Below are 16,141 nucleotides of genomic sequence, written 5' to 3' on the forward strand. Positions count from 1 at the left end.
GGCGATGAAATATTTTTCGGCCGGCGAGATTGTACCGTCCATAAACAAAAACCCGGGCGCGTGGCCCGGGTCTCGAGAAGCGATTAGAGCGCCGCGCGTCTATGCGGCGTGTGCTTCATGCTGCCTTTTTGGCTCTGGACGCTTCGAAGATGCTGTCGATCGCCGAGCCCAACGCGGCATTGAACTCGCTGTCGCTCTGGCCAGCCGACAGGCCCTCGGTCAAGGCGCGGGAGAAGCTGGCAATCATGCCGTCATTCTGCTTGAGCTTCGCATTGGCATCGTCGCGGGAATAGCCCCCGGACAAGGCAACAACGCGCATCACGCGCGGATCGTCAACCAGCGGCTTGTAGAGGTTCGCCTTGGTCGGCAGGGTCAGCTTCAGCATGACCTGTTTGCCCGCCGGCACTTCGTCGAGATGCTTGCGGATTTCAGCAAGCAGAATGTCCTCGGCTTCCGCCTTGTCGGAGATCGAAATCGTGACTTCCGGCTCGATGATCGGGACGAGGCCGTGCGCCAAGACCTGCTTGCCGACCACGAATTGCTGCTTGACGACAGCGGCGATACCTTTCGAATTTGCGGCATCGATCACCGAGCGTTCTTTCGTGCCGAAGATCCCCTTGGCGACTGCGCGCTTCAGCAGCGCGTCGAGATTCGGCATCGGCTTCATCAGCTTGACGCCGTCCTGAGCCTCGGCCAGCCCCTGATCGATCTTGAGGAAAGGCACGACATGGCGCTTTTCCCAAAGATATTGCGCCGTCGGCGTGCCGTCGATGTCGCGGTCCATGGTCTGCTCGAACAGGATCGCACCCATGACCTTGTCGCCGGTGAAGGCAGGCGACTTGATGATACGGGTGCGCATCTGATGAACGAGGTCAAACATTTCAGCATCATTCGACCAGGCGCTTTCGTCGACGCCATAAAGCTTGAGCGCCTTCGGCGTGGAGCCGCCGGACTGATCGAGCGCTGCAATGAAGCCGTCCTTGTGTGCGGCCTGCGCAGCCATGTCCTTGTTCATCTCACCACTCATCTACTGCCTCCTGATTGTCTGCCCGGGCGAATATCAGAAGAGTTTTTGCGATGGAATGCCAGCAAAAACCTTGAATCGATTGAAAGATATCAATTGAGATGTGGAAGTGTTTCATCGCGCACGAAGCAAGATAAGCGCAACTTGAAGCGGAACGCGATCACGATGAGATCGGCGCTCCGCTCTACCTCTATGGTTTGCCGCATGTCTCATCCGAGGGTCTGCAGCTTTGCTTCGCTGGCTCTCGGTTCAAGACAATGCCCTCAGGCTTTCAGCACCTCGACACCCGGCAGAGGCTTGCCTTCCATCCATTCCAGGAAGGCGCCACCGGCGGTCGAGACATATGTGAAGTCGTCGGCAACACCGGCATGGTTGAGCGCGGCAACCGTATCGCCGCCGCCTGCCACCGAAACCAGCCTGCCGGCTTTGGTCCGCGCGGCCGCATGCCTGGCGGCCGAAACGGTCGCCTTGTCGAACGGTTCGATCTCGAAGGCGCCGAGCGGGCCGTTCCAAACTAGGGTGGCGGCGCGGTCGATCCACTGGTTGACAGCCTCTACCGTCTTTTCGCCAACGTCGAGGATCATGGCATCTGCCGGCACGCTATCGATGGCGACCGTCTCGTTGGCAGCTCCTGCCTTGAATTCACGCGCGACAACGCCGTCCACCGGCAGGATGATGGCACAGCCGGCTGTGGCCGCCTCGATCATGATCTGTTTGGCTGTGTTGGCGAGATCGTGCTCGCATAGCGATTTGCCGACATCGGTGCCGCGAGCCGCAAGAAAAGTGTTTGCCATGCCACCGCCGATAACCAGGGCATCGACCTTCTTCACCAGGTTCATAAGCAGGTCGATCTTGGTCGAGACCTTGGCGCCACCGACAATGGCGATGACCGGCTTGACCGGTGCGCCGAGCCCCTTCTCCAACGCTTCCAGTTCCGCCTGCATGGTGCGGCCGGCATAGGCCGGCAAGGCGCGGGCAAGTCCTTCGGTCGAGCAATGGGCGCGATGCGCGGCGGAGAAGGCATCGTTGACATAGATGTCGCCGAGGGCCGCGAACTGTTCCGTCAGCGCGGGGTCGTTCTTTTCCTCACCCTTGTAGAAGCGGGTGTTTTCGAGAAGCAGCACGTCACCGTTGTTGAGCGCGGCGACCGCCTGTTCGGCCTTCTCGCCAACGCAATCTTCCGCGAATGCAACCGGGCGGCCGAGCACCTCCGCGGTGGCTGCCGCGATCGGGCGCAATGACAGCTCCGGCGCGGGGCCATCCTTCGGGCGACCGAAATGGGCAAGCAGGATGACCCTTGCCCCTTTGTCCGACAGTTCCTTGATGGTGGGAACGACGCGTTCGATACGGGTCAAGTCGGTGACCTTGCCGTCGGCGACCGGCACGTTGAGATCGACGCGTACCAGCACGCGCTTGCCGCTCACGTCGCTGAGGTCGTCCAGTGTCTTGAAGTCAGCCATGTGAGTCCCTTTCCAAAAGATGCCGGACCTTACCGGCCAAAACCGAGGATGCAAGGTTTGAGGCGCGAGAGGCGCCAAATATCTCGCACCTTATGCCGGTTGCTGCGCGTCGTCGGGCTTGCGCGCGACCTCGTCCGACGCGCTTTCGGCAACTTTGTCTTCGGGCGGGGTCGGTGATTTCGTCGGTTTGCGCAGGTTGCGGATGAAGCCCGCTATGCGATCGAAAAGTTCGCCACCGCTGAGGAAGACGGGGACCCGCGCCACCGGCGCAGTCGGTTCGAAGGAAAGGCCGAGGCTGGTGATGCGGCCCTTGTCGTCGACGTCGCGCACGATCAGTTCGATCGATCCCAAAGAGACGCGATCGGCATATTCGGCGTGGCCGTCCAGGCGCTCCGTGACCAGCCCGCCGATGGTGAGCTTGCGCTCCTCTTCGGTCAGGCCCGGGCCGTAGGCCAATTCCAGTTCCTCCGCTGGCCGTGCAGGGTCGACGGCGAAAGCACCGAAAAAGTCGGCATCCTCGGGATCGACCACCGCGCGGCTGGCGAACAGCTTGTCTATCAGGCGCGGATAACGATCCGGCACGAAGATATAGACGTTATCGCCCGCCTGCAGGCGTCCCATGTCCTGGAAACGCATGGAACGGCCATCACGTACCACCAGCGAGGGTCGTGCCCAGCGCGGAATGCGCTCGCCCCGCGCCACCGGGCTGCCGGCAACGACACGATAGGCGAGCAGCTCGTGATGGGCGGAACCCGGCAATTCGAGCTCGACCTTGTCGAGCGGACCGATGCGCGCCGGCACGATGAGGCCGAGGCGGCGGGCGAGCGGTCCGACCGTCCAGCCCTGTACCACCAGCGACACCAGCACGATGATGAAGGCGGCATTGAAGATCATGCGGCCATGTTCCAATCCGCCAAGCAGCGGCGTGATGGCGAGAAGGATCGAGACGGCACCGCGCAACCCGACCCACGACACGAAAGCGACTTCCGGGCGGGGTAGGCGGAAAGGCAGCAGGCAGAGCCACACCGCCAGCGGTCTGGCCACAAAGATCAGGAACAGGCCGAGCAGGATGGCCGGCAGCAGAATCGTCGGAAACTGGGATGGCGTGGCGAACAGGCCGAGCACCAGGAACATGATGATCTGCGCAAGCCATGACATGCCATCCTGGAAGCGCTTCAAAATGGTCACGGCGCGGATGTCGGAATTGCCGGCGACGAGGCCCGCCAGATAGACCGCGAGAAAGCCGGAGCCGCCAACGGCGCCGGCGGCGGCGAAGACCATGAGCGACAAAGTGAGCACGAAGATCGGCAGCAGGCCGTGATCGAGATTGAGCCGGTCGACAAGGCGCACGATGGCCATGCCGCCGACTATGCCGACGGCGGCGCCCAGGCCCATATTCAAAACAAAGCCGAGAGCGAGGTCGGCGAGCAAGACCGGTGCTTCGGGATTGGCGCCGGCTGCTATGACTTCGACCAGTGTGATGGTGAGGAAGATGGCGATCGGGTCGTTGGTGCCGGATTCCACCTCCAGCGTCGAACGCACGCGTTCGCGCAGATTGATCTCGCCCGCGCGCAGCAGGAAGAAGACGGCGGCCGCGTCGGTCGAGGCGACCGAGGCGCCAAGCAGGAACGATTCCAGCCAATTCAGGTCCAATAGGTAGAAGGCCGCAGCGCCGAAAACGGCAGTGGTCAGCACGACACCGATCGTGGCCAGAGACAGGGCCGGGCCGGCGGCCTGGCGCAGCACCTTGAGCGGCGTGCCGAAGCCGGAATCGAACAGGATGACGGCAAGCGCCAGCGAGCCGACGAAATAGGCGACATTGGCATTGTCAAAGGTGATGCCCAGGCCATCGACGCCGGTCGCGAGGCCGATGCCAAGGAAGAGCAGAAGGAGAGGGGCGCCGAAACGAAAGGCGATCAGGCTCGAAAACGCGGCGGCCACCACCAGTCCGGTGCCAATCAGCGTCGCGAGGTAGATCGCGTGCTCCATGCTGTCTCGTCCCCTCTTTCGCTCCTGGATTCCCGCTTTAAGCGAGAGTGGGGCGAAGACATGGCGGGTGCAAGGCGTGACGATGATTTTTTGGCCTAGTACGCTGACTTTCATGCTTTTTTTGCGCCCGCGCGAACATGCGGGGCCAAACGAAAAACGCCCGGCAGGGCCGGGCGTTTCGCAAAGCGTGAAGGCGAAGCTTCCGATCAGGCGATCGTCTTGCCCATGGCAACAGCGGTGTCGGCCATGCGGTTGGAGAAGCCCCATTCATTGTCATACCAGGACATGACACGCACCAGATTGCCGTCGATGACCTTGGTCTGGTCAAGCGCGAAGGTCGAGGAGTGCGGGTCGTGGTTGAGATCGACCGAGACGAGCGGGTCCTTGGTGTAGGCGAGAATGCCCTTGAGCGAACCGTCGGCAGCGGCAACCAATGCTGCATTGACCTCTTCGACGGTGACCGGCTTCTTGGCCACGAACTTGAAGTCGATGACGGAGACGTTCGGGGTCGGCACGCGGATCGACACGCCGTCCAGCTTGCCCTTGAGCTCCGGCAACACCAGGCCGACAGCCTTGGCCGCGCCCGTCGAGGTCGGGATCATCGACATGGCCGCGGCCCGAGCGCGGTAAAGGTCCTTGTGCATGGTGTCCAGCGTCGGCTGGTCGCCGGTATAGGCGTGGATCGTCGTCATGAAGCCCTTTTCGATGCCGAAGGCGTCGTTGAGCACCTTGGCCACCGGCGCCAGGCAGTTGGTGGTGCAGGAGGCGTTGGAGATGACGATATGATCCTTGGTGATCTTGTCGTGGTTGACGCCGTAGACGACGGTGAGGTCGGCGCCGTCGGCAGGAGCCGAGACGATCACGCGCTTGGCGCCGGCGGTCAGATGCGCCGAGGCTTTTTCCTTCGAGGTGAAGATGCCCGTGCATTCGAGCGCGATGTCGACATTGAGTTCCTTCCAGGGAAGCTGGGCAGGATCCTTGACTGCGGTGACCTTGATCTTCTCCTGGCCAATGACGATCTGGTCGCCCTCGACCTTCACCTCATGCGGGAAGCGGCCGTGAACGCTGTCGTAGCGCAGCAGGTGGGCGTTGGTCTCAACCGGGCCGAGATCGTTGACGGCAACGACGACGATGTCCTTGCGGCCGGACTCGTAGATGGCGCGCAAAATGTTGCGGCCGATACGGCCAAACCCATTGATGGCAACTCTGACGGTCATGTGTTTCTCCCGGGGAGCGTGAACAGGCGGATGAAAAGGTCCGCCGCCTCAATAAAGGCGGGCGGCAAAAATATCCAGTCGCCCGGCCTGTAGGCTAATCGTTTCAGTCGGCTGGTGCGACGAAACGGCCCGGCGGATGCCTCCGCCGGAAAGAATAATCAGCCGTGCAGCCGTGCTTCCGCTGCCTTGGCTGCATCCTCGGCGGTGATGCCGAAGTGCTTGTAGAGCTGCTCGATCGTTCCGGATGCGCCGAAGCCGGTCATGCCGACGAAGATGCCGTCAGTCCCGATGATCGGATCCCAACCCTGGCGAATGCCGGCTTCGATTGCGATCTTGACCTTGGCCTTGCCAATGATCTTCTCGCGATAGGCCTCGTCCTGCTGGAAGAACAGTTCGAAGCAGGGAACCGAGACGACGCGGGTCGGATGGCCATGGCCCTGAAGCAAGGCACGGGCGCCAAGCGCGATCTCGACTTCGGAACCGGTGGCGAAGATGGTGACGGCAGCTTCGCCAGCTTCGGCCGCGGCCAGTTCATAGGCGCCGAGACGGCACAGGTTCTCTGCCACGTAGTCCGTCCGAACGGCCGGCAGGTTCTGACGGGTCAGCGCCAGCGTCGACGGCGTCTTCTCCGATTCCAGCGCCAGTTGCCAGCATTCCGCAGCCTCGGTGGCGTCGGCCGGACGGAAGACAAGGTGGTTCGGAATGGCGCGCAGCGCGGCCAGATGCTCGACCGGCTGATGGGTCGGGCCGTCTTCGCCGAGGCCGATCGAGTCATGCGTCATGACGAAGATCGAGCGGATGCCCATCAGCGAGGCCAGGCGCATGGACGGGCGCGCATAGTCGGTGAAGCACATGAAGGTGCCGCCGTATGGAATGATGCCACCGTGCAGCGTCATGCCGTTCATGGCCGCAGCCATGCCGTGCTCGCGGACACCGTAGTGTACGTAGCGCTGGCCGTAGTCGGTCGCAGTAATCGCCTTGGTCTGGCTGGTCTTGGTGTTGTTGGAGCCGGTCAGGTCGGCCGAGCCGCCGATCGTCTCGGGAACCGCGCCATTGATCACTTCCAGTGCCATTTCCGACGATTTGCGGGTGGCAACCTTCGGCTTGTCGGCGGCCAGCTTCTTCTTGTAGTCGGCGATGACAGCGTCGAAATCCTGCGGCAGCTTGCCGGAGATGCGCCGTTCGAACTCGGCGCGCTGCTTTGCATCGGCCTTGGCGAGGCGCCCTTCCCATTCGATGCGCTTCTTGGCGCCGGCTTCACCGGCAGCGCGCCATGCGTTCAGGATATCAGACGGAATCTCGAAGGCCGGGGATTCCCAGTTGAAGAACTTGCGCGCGCCGGCGATTTCCTCGGCTCCGAGGGGAGAGCCGTGCACCTTGTTGGTGCCGGCCTTGGTCGGCGCGCCGAAACCGATGGTCGTCTTGGCGGCGATCAGCGTCGGCTTGTCGGAATGGCGGGCGGCTTCAATGGCGTAGGCGATCGCTTCCGGATCGTGGCCATCGATGTGCATGGCGTTCCAGCCCGATGCCTGGAAACGGGCGACCTGGTCGGTGGAGTCGGCCAGCGTGACCGGGCCGTCGATGGAGATGTTGTTGTTGTCCCAGAACACGATGAGCTTGTTCAGCCTCAGATGGCCGGCGAGCGAGATCGCCTCCTGGGAGATGCCTTCCATGAGGCAGCCGTCACCGGCCAGCACATAGGTGTAGTGGTCGACGAGGTCGTTGCCGAAGGCGGCATTCAGGATACGTTCGCCGAGCGCAAAGCCGACGGAGTTCGAGATGCCCTGGCCGAGCGGGCCGGTGGTGGTCTCGATGCCAGCCGCATGGCCATATTCCGGATGGCCGGCGGTGCGCGAGCCGAGCTGGCGGAAATTCTTGATCTCGTCGATGGTCATGTCCTCGTAGCCCGTCAGATAGAGCAGCGAGTAGAGCAGCATCGAACCATGGCCGGCGGAGAGGATGAAACGGTCGCGGTCGGGCCAATGCGGGTTCTTGGCGTCGAATTTCAGGAAGCGCGTGAACAGGACCGTCGCGATGTCCGCAGCGCCCATCGGCAGGCCAGGATGGCCGGAATTGGCCTTTTCGACGGCGTCCATGGATAGAAAGCGGATCGCATTGGCCATCCGGTCATGTTGTTCGCGCGAAACCATGGTTCCTCCAGCCGGTCAGGTTCGGAAAAGATGCCGGGACACATAGCAGGCCAGCCGCATGAGTCAATAAAACCTAAATCGATTTAATAGGCTTCTCGTCAAGGAAAATGTTGTCGTGGCCTCATCAATTCGGCGTTAGCGGGGGACAGGAGAGCCGGCTTTATTGACGTGGCCTTCACCCGCCGCCTAATGTTTCGCGAATAACGCGTTCTGAACGCGAGCGATTCGGTGATGGGCACGGGCTGAGGACGAAGGCCATGACCGGGGAAACGACCCTTAAAGAAGTGATTGCAAGGCTGGGCAGAGCCATCGAAGGGCTCGAAAATGCCGTTGCAACGAAGCTGGAAAGCGAACGCGACTATTCCGAGGCAGAGGCCGAGGTGCAGCGGCTGAACGCCGATCGTTCGCGGTTGGCGCAGGAACTCGACAATTCCGAAGCGCGGGCCGAGCGGCTCGAGGACGCCAATAAGGAGGTGTCACGCCGACTGGTGACCGCGATGGAGACCATCCGCGCGGTGCTCGACAGGTAAGGGAGGTCTGGCATGGCACAGGTCACTGTCACCATCGACAACAAACAATACCGCATGGCTTGCGACGAGGGTCAGGAAGATCACCTGATCGATCTCGCCGAACGCTTCGATCGTTATGTCGCGCATCTGAAGGACTCTTTTGGGGAGATCGGCGATCAGCGCCTGACCGTGATGGCCGGCATCATGGTCATGGACGAGTTGTCCGAGGTGCAGAAGCGCATCAAGGGCATGGAGAGCGAAGTGCTGACCCTGCGCAAGACCCGCGACGAGGCGCTAACAAAGGCGGACAAGAACGATCAGGCCCTGACGGGGGCCCTGGGCTCCCTGGCCCAGCGCATGGAAGATCTCGCCGCATCGCTCACGCCGCGCAAGACCACGGAAAGCCCTTCCTAGCGAGCTGTTGCAAGACCCTACCGCGCGCAAGGAAACTATTTTCCACTTTATCGGGCGTGATGCGGTAAAAACCACCTCCCTAACGTCATCTTTTTGGAGGAAGATGCGACAATTGCCGGTTGGTTGCCGGCAGCTGCCATTCAATGCGTTTCAAGGGGTAGGTCCGCTATGAGCCTTCGTATCAACAGCACCGCGCCGGATTTCGAGGCCGAAACCACGCAGGGATCGATCCATTTTCACGACTGGATCGGCGACGGATGGGCCGTGCTTTTCAGCCATCCGAAGAACTTCACGCCGGTCTGCACGACCGAACTCGGAACCATGGCCGGCCTCGAAGGTGAGTTTAAGAAACGCAACGTCAAGATCATCGGCATTTCCGTGGATCCAGTCGAAAGCCATGGCAAATGGCAAGACGACATCAAGACTGCTACCGGCCACGTCGTCGCCTATCCATTGATCGGCGACAAAGACCTCAAGGTCGCCAAGCTCTATGAGATGCTGCCGGAAGAGGCGGGCGACAGTTCTGATGGCCGCACGCCTGCCGACAATGCCACGGTACGCTCCGTCTATGTGATCGGGCCCGACAAGAAGATCAAACTGATCCTGACCTATCCGATGACCACCGGGCGCAATTTCGACGAGATCTTGCGCGTCATCGATTCCATCCAGCTCACCGCGAAGCATCAGGTGGCAACGCCGGCCAATTGGAAACAGGGCGACGATGTCATCATCACCGCCGCGGTCTCGAACGAAGATGCGATCAAGCGTTTCGGCGCCTACGAGACCATTTTGCCCTATCTTCGAAAAACCAAGCAGCCCACCGCCTGAATCTCTTCAGGCGATTGCTCGTTCGTTTTGTGTCTAAACGGTCTGTGAGAAGTCTGTGCTTGACGGCGCGGATTTCGCAGATGACGATACTCTCTATCGGTCTGGAATTAGAAAACTAATCCTAGGGAGCGATGCGGGAGGCGCAGTTGGACGCATCTTTGGCAAAGCCACAGGTGACCGGCTTCTACGACAAGCCGACCGGGTCGATTCAGTACATCGTGACGGATAGTGCGACACGCCGCTGCGCCATCATCGACCCGGTGCTGGATTTCGACGAGAAGTCGGGGGCGACGTCAACCGGCAATGCGGATGCGCTGCTCGATTTCATCGCAGAAAATGGGCTTGAGCTGGAATGGATCCTCGATACGCATCCTCATGCCGACCATTTTTCTGCCGCCGATTATTTGAAGCGAAAAACCGGAGCGCCGGTCGGTATCGGGGAACGGATCGTCGATGTCCAGGCGCTGTGGAAGGCGATCTATAACTGGCCGGATTTTCGTGCAGACGGCTCGCAATGGGACCGGCTGTTCGCCGACGGCGAAATCTTCCATATCGGCTCGCTGCCGGTCACGGTGCTGTTTTCGCCTGGACATACGCTGGCATCCATCACCTATGTGATCGGGGATGCAGCATTCATCCATGACACCATGTTCATGCCGGACAGCGGCACAGCCCGCGCCGACTTTCCGGGCGGTAGCGCCGTCCGTCTTTGGCAATCGATCCAGCGAATTCTGGCCCTGCCGGGCGAAACACGACTTTTCGTCGGTCATGATTATCAGCCGGGCGGCCGCGAAGCTCGATGGGAGACGACCGTAGCCGAACAGAAACGCAGCAACTCTCACGTCCACGTGCCGACGACCGAGGCCGAGTTCGTGGCCTTGCGCGAGGCGCGCGACAAGACCTTGCCGATGCCTCGGTTGATCCTGCATGCCCTGCAGGTCAACATGAATGGCGGGCGGCTGCCCGAGCCGGAAGCGAATGGCAAAAGATATCTGAAGTTTCCGCTGAATGGGCTGTAGTGCCGGGCAAATAAGAAACGGCGCCGGTTGCCCGGCGCCGTGTCTTCATGTGACTGTCGGAACCGTCAGGCAGCCGGCTGCGCATCGATGGTGCGCAACGCCTGGGCCTGACGCTTGGCGGCGGCCTTGACCGCATCCTGAACCTTTTCGAAGGCACGCACTTCGATCTGGCGCACGCGTTCGCGGGAGATGTCGAACTCGGCCGACAGTTCTTCCAGCGTCAACGGCTCCTCGGCGAGGCGGCGGGCCTCGAAGATGCGGCGTTCGCGATCGTTGAGGACGGACATGGCGCCGGCCAGCATCTGGCGGCGATTGTCGAGTTCGTCCTGCTCGATCAGCATCTCTTCCTGGCTGTCATGGTCGTCGACCAGCCAGTCTTGCCATTCGCCGCTTTCGCCCTCGGTCGCCCGGATCGGCGCGTTGAGCGAGGCATCGCCGGAGAGGCGGCGGTTCATCGACACCACTTCCTCTTCCGAGACGTTGAGGCGCGTGGCGATCTCGGTGATCTGCTCGGGCTTCAGATCGCCGTCGTCGAGCGCCTGGATCTTGCCCTTCACCTTGCGCAGGTTGAAGAACAGGCGCTTCTGGTTGGCGGTCGTGCCCATCTTGACCAGGCTCCACGAGCGCAGGATGTATTCCTGGATCGAGGCCTTGATCCACCACATGGCATAGGTGGCCAGCCGGAAACCACGTTCCGGCTCGAACTTCTTGACGGCCTGCATCAGGCCGACATTGCCTTCCGAGATGACTTCACCGATCGGCAGCCCATAGCCGCGATAGCCCATGGCGATCTTGGCCACGAGCCTGAGGTGGCTGGTGACCAGCTTGTGGGCAGCGCCGGTGTCTTCATGCTCCTGGTACCGCTTGGCGAGCATGTACTCTTCCTGCGGCTGAAGCATCGGAAAGCGACGGATTTCTTCCAGGTAGCGGCTGAGGCCGCCTTCACCGGAAACGATACTGGGTAGTGACTGGGCCATGAATAGCGCCCTCCTCTCTTTTAGGAATGTCCCCGAAACGCGGCGGACATATGACGCGCCTGCCTGACGGCACGATCGCGTTAGACAATTTATACCGGAACAAACCCGGAAAATCCACGTATTTGTTCAAGGTGGAACAGTGTGTCACCGCTAAGTGAACAATACGAGTCAGGTTTTTTGGTGGCAGGTTCAGAGATTTCGAAAGCCGCCGACCAGAACCTCCATGTCCCCTGGCATCGGCGCTTCGAACCTCATCGTCAGATGGGTATCGGGATGGCTGAATTCAAGTAGACGTGCATGCAAGGCCTGGCGCGGAAAAGCTGCGACCTCGCTCTTCAGCGGCTCCGGCAGCCGGTTGGCCTTCGTGCGGAAGGCCTGGCCATAGTCCGGATCGCCGACCAGCGGGTGGCCGATATGCGCCATGTGTACGCGGATCTGATGGGTGCGGCCGGTTTCGAGCCGGCATTCGACGAGGCTTGCGGCTGCAAATTTGTCCTGTTCTTCGCCGAAACGTTCCTCCACCGTGTAGTGGGTGACGGCATGGCGTGCATCTTCGCGGTGTTCCGGCACGACGGCGCGCCGAACCCGATCGGCAGCGCGGCCGAGCGGTGCATCAATGGTGCCGGTCGGTCGTGAGGGAATACCCCAAACCAGCGCGACATAGGCGCGCTGCAGGTCACCGGTGCGGCCGTGGTCGGCGAAGGCCTCGGACAAGGCGCGATGGGCATGGTCGGTCTTGGCCACCACCATGACGCCGCTGGTATCCTTATCGAGCCGGTGCACGATGCCCGGTCGCCTGACACCGCCGATGCCGGAAAGGCTAGCGCCGCAATGATGGATCAGTGCATTGACCAGCGTGCCGGTCCAGTTGCCTGCACCGGGATGGACGACCAGGCCCGCCGGCTTGTTGATGACGATCAGGCTGTCGTCCTCATACAGAACGTCGAGCGGAATGTTCTCGCCCTGTGGTTCGGCAGGCTCGGGTTCCGGCATCTCCACGGAAATCAAGTCACCCGCGGCGAGCTTGCGCTTGACCTCGTCTATCCGCTGTCCGCCGATGCGAACGGCCCCTTGCTTGATCAGCGCTTGGATGCGGCTGCGCGACAGCTCCGGCGCCAGCTGCGCGGCAAGCCACTGATCGAGGCGCTGGCCGGCAGCATCTTCGCCGGCTTTGAGCTCGATCGGCGCCGCCCCTATCATTTCTTCGGTGTCTTCGTTATCAGGTGCGGCCATCGAAACAGTTCCGGAATAGATCGCCCATGGCCCGGCCCCTTGCCGATGACGAGGAAGACAAGCCGCTCGATCCGAATGTGGACAAGCTGCGCAGGAAGCTGATCCGCTTCATGGTCGTCAATCTTGGCCTGTTGTTCTTCGCCCTTATGGTCGTGGTGGCGGCGCTTGTCTACAAATCCTACACCGCCAAGCCGACCGCACCGATTGCCGGCGATATCCAGACCCCGGCGGGCGAGCCGCAGAGCGGGGATATTGTCCTGCCGGTCGGCGCCAAGGTGCTGTCGCAGTCGTTGTCCGGAGACCGTCTGTCGATCGAGGCGGAACTGACCGACGGCAGCCGCGCGATCTTCGTCTTCGATATTGCTGAGCGGCGCATGATCGGTCGCTACACGCTGCGCCTGCAGTAGGGCTGATGAGCGATTTTGCCACCGGCCGCCGCGTCGCCACTGTTGCACTGGTGGTTGCAGACTATCACGAAGCGATCCGCTGGTATGTCGACCGCGCGGGCTTCACGCTGACGTCCGATGTGGATCTCGGCGGCGGCAAGCGGTGGGTGACGGTCGAGCCGGCGGGCGGGGGTGCCCGTCTGCTGTTGGCCAAAGCTGACGGTGCAAAGCAGACTGCCAGCATTGGCAACCAGACCGGGGGCCGCGTCGCCTTCTTCCTCGAAACGGATGATTTCGCTCGCGATCATGCAGCCATGCTGGCGCGCGGCGTGGAGTTCCGCGAAGCGCCACGTCACGAGCCTTATGGCACTGTCGCCGTATTTGCCGACCTTTACGGCAATCTCTGGGACCTGATTCAGCCGAAGAGCTGAACGTGGTGTCCAAAGCCGCCCCTCGGCCTGCAACCATACCGCTGGTCGGGTGGGAGGCGGCGGTGATGGCGTCATGTCGCTTGCGAAACTTGCCTTCTCAGCCTGTTGCTTTTTCAAACAGGCCAGCCTATATCGCCGGTTCTCGGCTGCGCCCATCGTCTAGCGGTCAGGACGGCGCCCTCTCACGGCGCAAACAGGGGTTCGATTCCCCTTGGGCGTACCAATCTCTCCGATGACTTACTGTGCTCGCGGAGCCTTCTTAGAAGGATTGACCATCCTTGGAGGCTCGGGCACCTTAGCTGCGGTGGAAGGGCGTCATCAGGGGATCGTCGATACGGTCGCCACGCCGACAGGCTTTTGAGAGACCTCTTCCAATGTCCAGAAACTTGAAAACTGCAATCGTCGGGATCATTGTCGCTCTGGCCGTTGGCCTTGCCGTCAATTATGGACTGATCAGCCAGCAGACGGCCGACGAGATCAAAGCGAAGACCGACGAAGTTCTGACCAACGAGCAAACGGCGCAGCCCGGTGAGCCAACGGCTCCCGCTCCGCAAACGGCGCCCCAAGCCCCGAACGCTCCATCGGTTGAACCGCAGCAAGAGCCACAACAGGAAGCTCAGACGCCGGTGCCACCGCCTGCCTCGAGCGGTGGCCAGGAGCCGGCGGCGCCGGCAAACTAAGCGTTCAAAAGGATGGGTCGCCGGTAATTCTCTGAAAGAGGGCTTCGGTACGAAACCAAGCGAGGCGAATGGCACCTTGCCATTCGCCTCGCACCTGCGTCATCGCAACATCCGGGACCCCTATTGGGCCCATCTGCGAGACCTTCAAGCTGCTGCGGCGGTGCGCACGAAACGCGCTTTTTCAGCGAGCTCCTTGGTGGCGTCGACCGTATCCTGGGCAGCGTACCAGTAGCGCTCCTTCAACTCGATGTTGAACAGCACTCCGTCCGGGAACTCGCATTCGGCCATCAGTCTGTCCCAGGGGATGTCGCCCCAGCCGACCGGCAGATGAAGATCGCCGTGACCGTAAGCGACGCGCTCGCCGTCAGTGAACATCCAGATGTCGTCCTGGCGGCCGAAGCTGTCATGGACATGCAGGTGACGCGAAAAGGGCGCCAGCGTCTTCACCTCCTCGACAAACTCGTCGCGACGGCCATCGAAATCGAGTTTCAGATAGGCGTGGCTGAAATCGAGGGTCGCCATGACGTTCGGATGGTTGATCGCGCCAAGCTCCGTGGCGAGCCGTGAAGGCGAGGCGGCGAGCCCCTTGCCTTCATACCCGGCAAACAGCGTCTCGACGCAGAGGATCAGCCCATGCTGGCGCGCGATGTCGCCGCTCTTGGCCAGCCATTCGCGCTGGCGCTGATAGCCGGCCTCGACCCCGGCGGCTTGCTGCATTGGCATCAGACCGGAATGGATCACATAATGTTCGGCGCCGACTTCGGCGGCCACTTCCAGCGACGCCTGCAGCACTTCGAAATGGCGCGGCAGCCGATAGGCTTCGTCCATGAAGTTGATGGCGAGCGGGCCATGCACGGAATAGACGACGTCGCGGCCGGCGCAGGCACGCTTCAGGGCGGTGAGCTGGGGTTTCCTGATCTTGCCGCCGACGACGATATCCATGTCGTAGGTCGGCAGTTCGATCGCCTCGACACCGAGTTCCTCGATCATGTCGAGCTCTTCGGCGAAATCCGAAAGATCGTTGGCGCGTTTGTGGGCGGAGATTCCGGTGCCGGTTACGGCTGACATGGGCGCAGTCCTTTGATTTTACAGGCTTTCGGCCGAGCGATGCTCGACAGGCCGTTGGCCACAATGGCGCGCTTTCATGTCCGGCATCTGACCGGCGCATGACACTTCGCTGACGCCGGCTGGGGAAAACGAGGCTCGACAGCAGCCGGCAAATGTCATTGAATCGTCATCTGACCGTCATGGATGAGGATTCGGGCTTTGCGTCGCATGGCTTTGCATTCGGCAGTCCTGAGCGTTTCGCTGCTTGCCGCCGGCGAAGCGAGCGCGGGCGACCTCACATCAACCGAACTGAAGAATGAACTGGTTGGGCGTTCCATCGCATGGTGGGAGGATGGCGGCTGGCGCGGCGGCTCCTTGATCCTGGCGCCCGACGGCTCCGCGGAGATCACGATTGACAGATCGGGCGCCAATTCGACCCAGCATGGCGACAAGGGTCGCTGGGCGCTTCGCAACGGCGAATTGTGTACCGTGTGGAGCGAGATCCGCGAGGGCGGCGAGAAATGCTACAGCGTGCGCCGCGGTGAGCGCGGGCGCTTCGTCACCAGCGGTGGCAACGTCTTCGAAATCCGCGATGCCGGCGTCTAGATCGGTGGCACTCCCGTACGAACATCATCGCGACCTGTTTCGGCACCCTGATCTGCGGGGGATTGTCGTCATTTCATCACGAAACCACAACGCAGCTGTCATCTGACCTCTCTAGGGGAGGCGCCGTAGCGGGCGTTTCGCTCGCGCAGCAACCTTCCTGTCTGGAGAGGA

The 16,141-nt window shown here is 61.6% G+C and carries 16 protein-coding genes and 1 tRNA gene; 9 read left to right on the forward strand and 8 right to left on the reverse strand.

What is annotated here, in order from left to right:
* Positions 1-115 precede the first annotated feature (115 nt).
* From L4923_RS05795 to tkt, 5 genes are all read right to left on the reverse strand, one after another.
* Entirely contained in the window at positions 116-1,027 is a 912-nt protein-coding gene (locus tag L4923_RS05795; RefSeq protein ID WP_239362715.1) for a fructose bisphosphate aldolase, read from the reverse strand.
* A gap of 260 nt (positions 1,028-1,287) precedes the next feature.
* A complete protein-coding gene (locus L4923_RS05800; protein ID WP_239362717.1) occupies positions 1,288-2,484 on the reverse strand; it encodes a phosphoglycerate kinase in 1,197 nt (398 codons plus the stop codon).
* 90 nt (positions 2,485-2,574) lie between these two features.
* Complete coding sequence (locus tag L4923_RS05805; RefSeq protein WP_239362718.1) at positions 2,575-4,473, reverse strand: potassium/proton antiporter; 1,899 nt, start codon at positions 4,471-4,473, stop codon at positions 2,575-2,577.
* A gap of 206 nt (positions 4,474-4,679) precedes the next feature.
* Positions 4,680-5,690: a type I glyceraldehyde-3-phosphate dehydrogenase gene (gap, locus tag L4923_RS05810; protein WP_239362719.1), complete on the reverse strand. Its 1,011-nt coding sequence runs from the start codon at positions 5,688-5,690 to the stop codon at positions 4,680-4,682.
* Positions 5,691-5,848: 158 nt separating this feature from the next.
* Complete coding sequence (tkt, locus tag L4923_RS05815) at positions 5,849-7,840, reverse strand: transketolase (protein ID WP_239362720.1); 1,992 nt, start codon at positions 7,838-7,840, stop codon at positions 5,849-5,851.
* A 257-nt stretch (positions 7,841-8,097) separates the two neighbouring features.
* On the opposite strand from tkt, the gene L4923_RS05820 reads away from it, so the two are divergent.
* The 4 genes from L4923_RS05820 to L4923_RS05835 all read left to right on the forward strand — a co-directional run bounded on the left by L4923_RS05820 (position 8,098) and on the right by L4923_RS05835 (position 10,610).
* Positions 8,098-8,370, forward strand: a complete 273-nt coding sequence (locus tag L4923_RS05820) for a DUF4164 domain-containing protein (protein WP_239362722.1) — start codon at positions 8,098-8,100, stop codon at positions 8,368-8,370.
* 12 nt (positions 8,371-8,382) lie between these two features.
* Positions 8,383-8,763 (forward strand): cell division protein ZapA, encoded by a 381-nt coding sequence (locus tag L4923_RS05825; protein ID WP_239362724.1) that lies wholly within the window; start codon positions 8,383-8,385, stop codon positions 8,761-8,763.
* Positions 8,764-8,931: 168 nt separating this feature from the next.
* Positions 8,932-9,591 (forward strand): peroxiredoxin, encoded by a 660-nt coding sequence (locus L4923_RS05830; RefSeq protein ID WP_239362726.1) that lies wholly within the window; start codon positions 8,932-8,934, stop codon positions 9,589-9,591.
* Positions 9,592-9,737: 146 nt separating this feature from the next.
* Positions 9,738-10,610 carry an MBL fold metallo-hydrolase gene (locus tag L4923_RS05835; protein WP_239362729.1) on the forward strand — a complete coding sequence of 291 codons (873 nt, stop codon included), beginning with the start codon at positions 9,738-9,740 and terminating at the stop codon, positions 10,608-10,610.
* A gap of 65 nt (positions 10,611-10,675) precedes the next feature.
* Here the strand turns inward: L4923_RS05835 and rpoH are convergent, their stop codons facing one another.
* Both rpoH and L4923_RS05845 read right to left on the reverse strand, forming a co-directional pair.
* Complete coding sequence (gene rpoH, locus L4923_RS05840) at positions 10,676-11,587, reverse strand: RNA polymerase sigma factor RpoH (RefSeq protein ID WP_239362730.1); 912 nt, start codon at positions 11,585-11,587, stop codon at positions 10,676-10,678.
* A 189-nt stretch (positions 11,588-11,776) separates the two neighbouring features.
* Positions 11,777-12,820, reverse strand: a complete 1,044-nt coding sequence (locus L4923_RS05845) for an RluA family pseudouridine synthase (RefSeq protein ID WP_239362731.1) — start codon at positions 12,818-12,820, stop codon at positions 11,777-11,779.
* Between the two features lie 26 nt (positions 12,821-12,846).
* Between L4923_RS05845 and L4923_RS05850 the strand changes: the two genes are divergently transcribed.
* The 4 genes from L4923_RS05850 (at position 12,847) to L4923_RS05865 (ending at position 14,317) form a co-directional block, all read left to right on the forward strand.
* Positions 12,847-13,227 carry a fimbrial protein gene (locus L4923_RS05850; RefSeq protein ID WP_239362732.1) on the forward strand — a complete coding sequence of 127 codons (381 nt, stop codon included), beginning with the start codon at positions 12,847-12,849 and terminating at the stop codon, positions 13,225-13,227.
* A 5-nt stretch (positions 13,228-13,232) separates the two neighbouring features.
* Positions 13,233-13,637 (forward strand): VOC family protein, encoded by a 405-nt coding sequence (locus tag L4923_RS05855; RefSeq protein WP_239362733.1) that lies wholly within the window; start codon positions 13,233-13,235, stop codon positions 13,635-13,637.
* Between the two features lie 148 nt (positions 13,638-13,785).
* Positions 13,786-13,860 (forward strand) — tRNA-Glu (locus L4923_RS05860).
* A gap of 151 nt (positions 13,861-14,011) precedes the next feature.
* Positions 14,012-14,317, forward strand: a complete 306-nt coding sequence (locus tag L4923_RS05865) for a hypothetical protein (protein WP_239362734.1) — start codon at positions 14,012-14,014, stop codon at positions 14,315-14,317.
* Between the two features lie 144 nt (positions 14,318-14,461).
* Here the strand turns inward: L4923_RS05865 and L4923_RS05870 are convergent, their stop codons facing one another.
* Complete coding sequence (locus L4923_RS05870; protein ID WP_239362735.1) at positions 14,462-15,385, reverse strand: sugar phosphate isomerase/epimerase family protein; 924 nt, start codon at positions 15,383-15,385, stop codon at positions 14,462-14,464.
* Positions 15,386-15,592: 207 nt separating this feature from the next.
* Here L4923_RS05870 and L4923_RS05875 point away from each other — a divergent pair, with 207 nt between their 5' ends.
* Positions 15,593-15,970, forward strand: coding sequence for a hypothetical protein (locus tag L4923_RS05875; RefSeq protein ID WP_239362737.1), 378 nt, complete (start codon positions 15,593-15,595; stop codon positions 15,968-15,970).
* Positions 15,971-16,141 lie beyond the last annotated feature (171 nt).

Origin of the sequence: Terribium retamae (genome assembly GCF_022347545.1) — a bacterium.
GTDB classification, from domain to species: Bacteria; Pseudomonadota; Alphaproteobacteria; order Rhizobiales; family Rhizobiaceae; genus Mesorhizobium; species Mesorhizobium retamae.

Bases quoted from the DNA above. Each gene is read 5' to 3' on its own strand.
- L4923_RS05820 (WP_239362722.1), top strand. From the start codon at position 8,098: ATGACCGGGGAAACGACCCTTAAAGAAGTGATTGCAAGGCTGGGCAGA.
- L4923_RS05795 (WP_239362715.1), bottom strand. From the start codon at position 1,027: ATGAGTGGTGAGATGAACAAGGACATGGCTGCGCAGGCCGCACACAAG.
- L4923_RS05830 (WP_239362726.1), top strand. From the start codon at position 8,932: ATGAGCCTTCGTATCAACAGCACCGCGCCGGATTTCGAGGCCGAAACC.
- gap (WP_239362719.1), bottom strand. From the start codon at position 5,690: ATGACCGTCAGAGTTGCCATCAATGGGTTTGGCCGTATCGGCCGCAAC.
- L4923_RS05870 (WP_239362735.1), bottom strand. From the start codon at position 15,385: ATGTCAGCCGTAACCGGCACCGGAATCTCCGCCCACAAACGCGCCAAC.
- L4923_RS05805 (WP_239362718.1), bottom strand. From the start codon at position 4,473: ATGGAGCACGCGATCTACCTCGCGACGCTGATTGGCACCGGACTGGTG.
- L4923_RS05825 (WP_239362724.1), top strand. From the start codon at position 8,383: ATGGCACAGGTCACTGTCACCATCGACAACAAACAATACCGCATGGCT.
- L4923_RS05875 (WP_239362737.1), top strand. From the start codon at position 15,593: ATGGCTTTGCATTCGGCAGTCCTGAGCGTTTCGCTGCTTGCCGCCGGC.
- L4923_RS05865 (WP_239362734.1), top strand. From the start codon at position 14,012: ATGTCCAGAAACTTGAAAACTGCAATCGTCGGGATCATTGTCGCTCTG.
- L4923_RS05845 (WP_239362731.1), bottom strand. From the start codon at position 12,820: ATGGCCGCACCTGATAACGAAGACACCGAAGAAATGATAGGGGCGGCG.
- rpoH (WP_239362730.1), bottom strand. From the start codon at position 11,587: ATGGCCCAGTCACTACCCAGTATCGTTTCCGGTGAAGGCGGCCTCAGC.
- tkt (WP_239362720.1), bottom strand. From the start codon at position 7,840: ATGGTTTCGCGCGAACAACATGACCGGATGGCCAATGCGATCCGCTTT.
- L4923_RS05855 (WP_239362733.1), top strand. From the start codon at position 13,233: ATGAGCGATTTTGCCACCGGCCGCCGCGTCGCCACTGTTGCACTGGTG.
- L4923_RS05800 (WP_239362717.1), bottom strand. From the start codon at position 2,484: ATGGCTGACTTCAAGACACTGGACGACCTCAGCGACGTGAGCGGCAAG.
- L4923_RS05850 (WP_239362732.1), top strand. From the start codon at position 12,847: ATGGCCCGGCCCCTTGCCGATGACGAGGAAGACAAGCCGCTCGATCCG.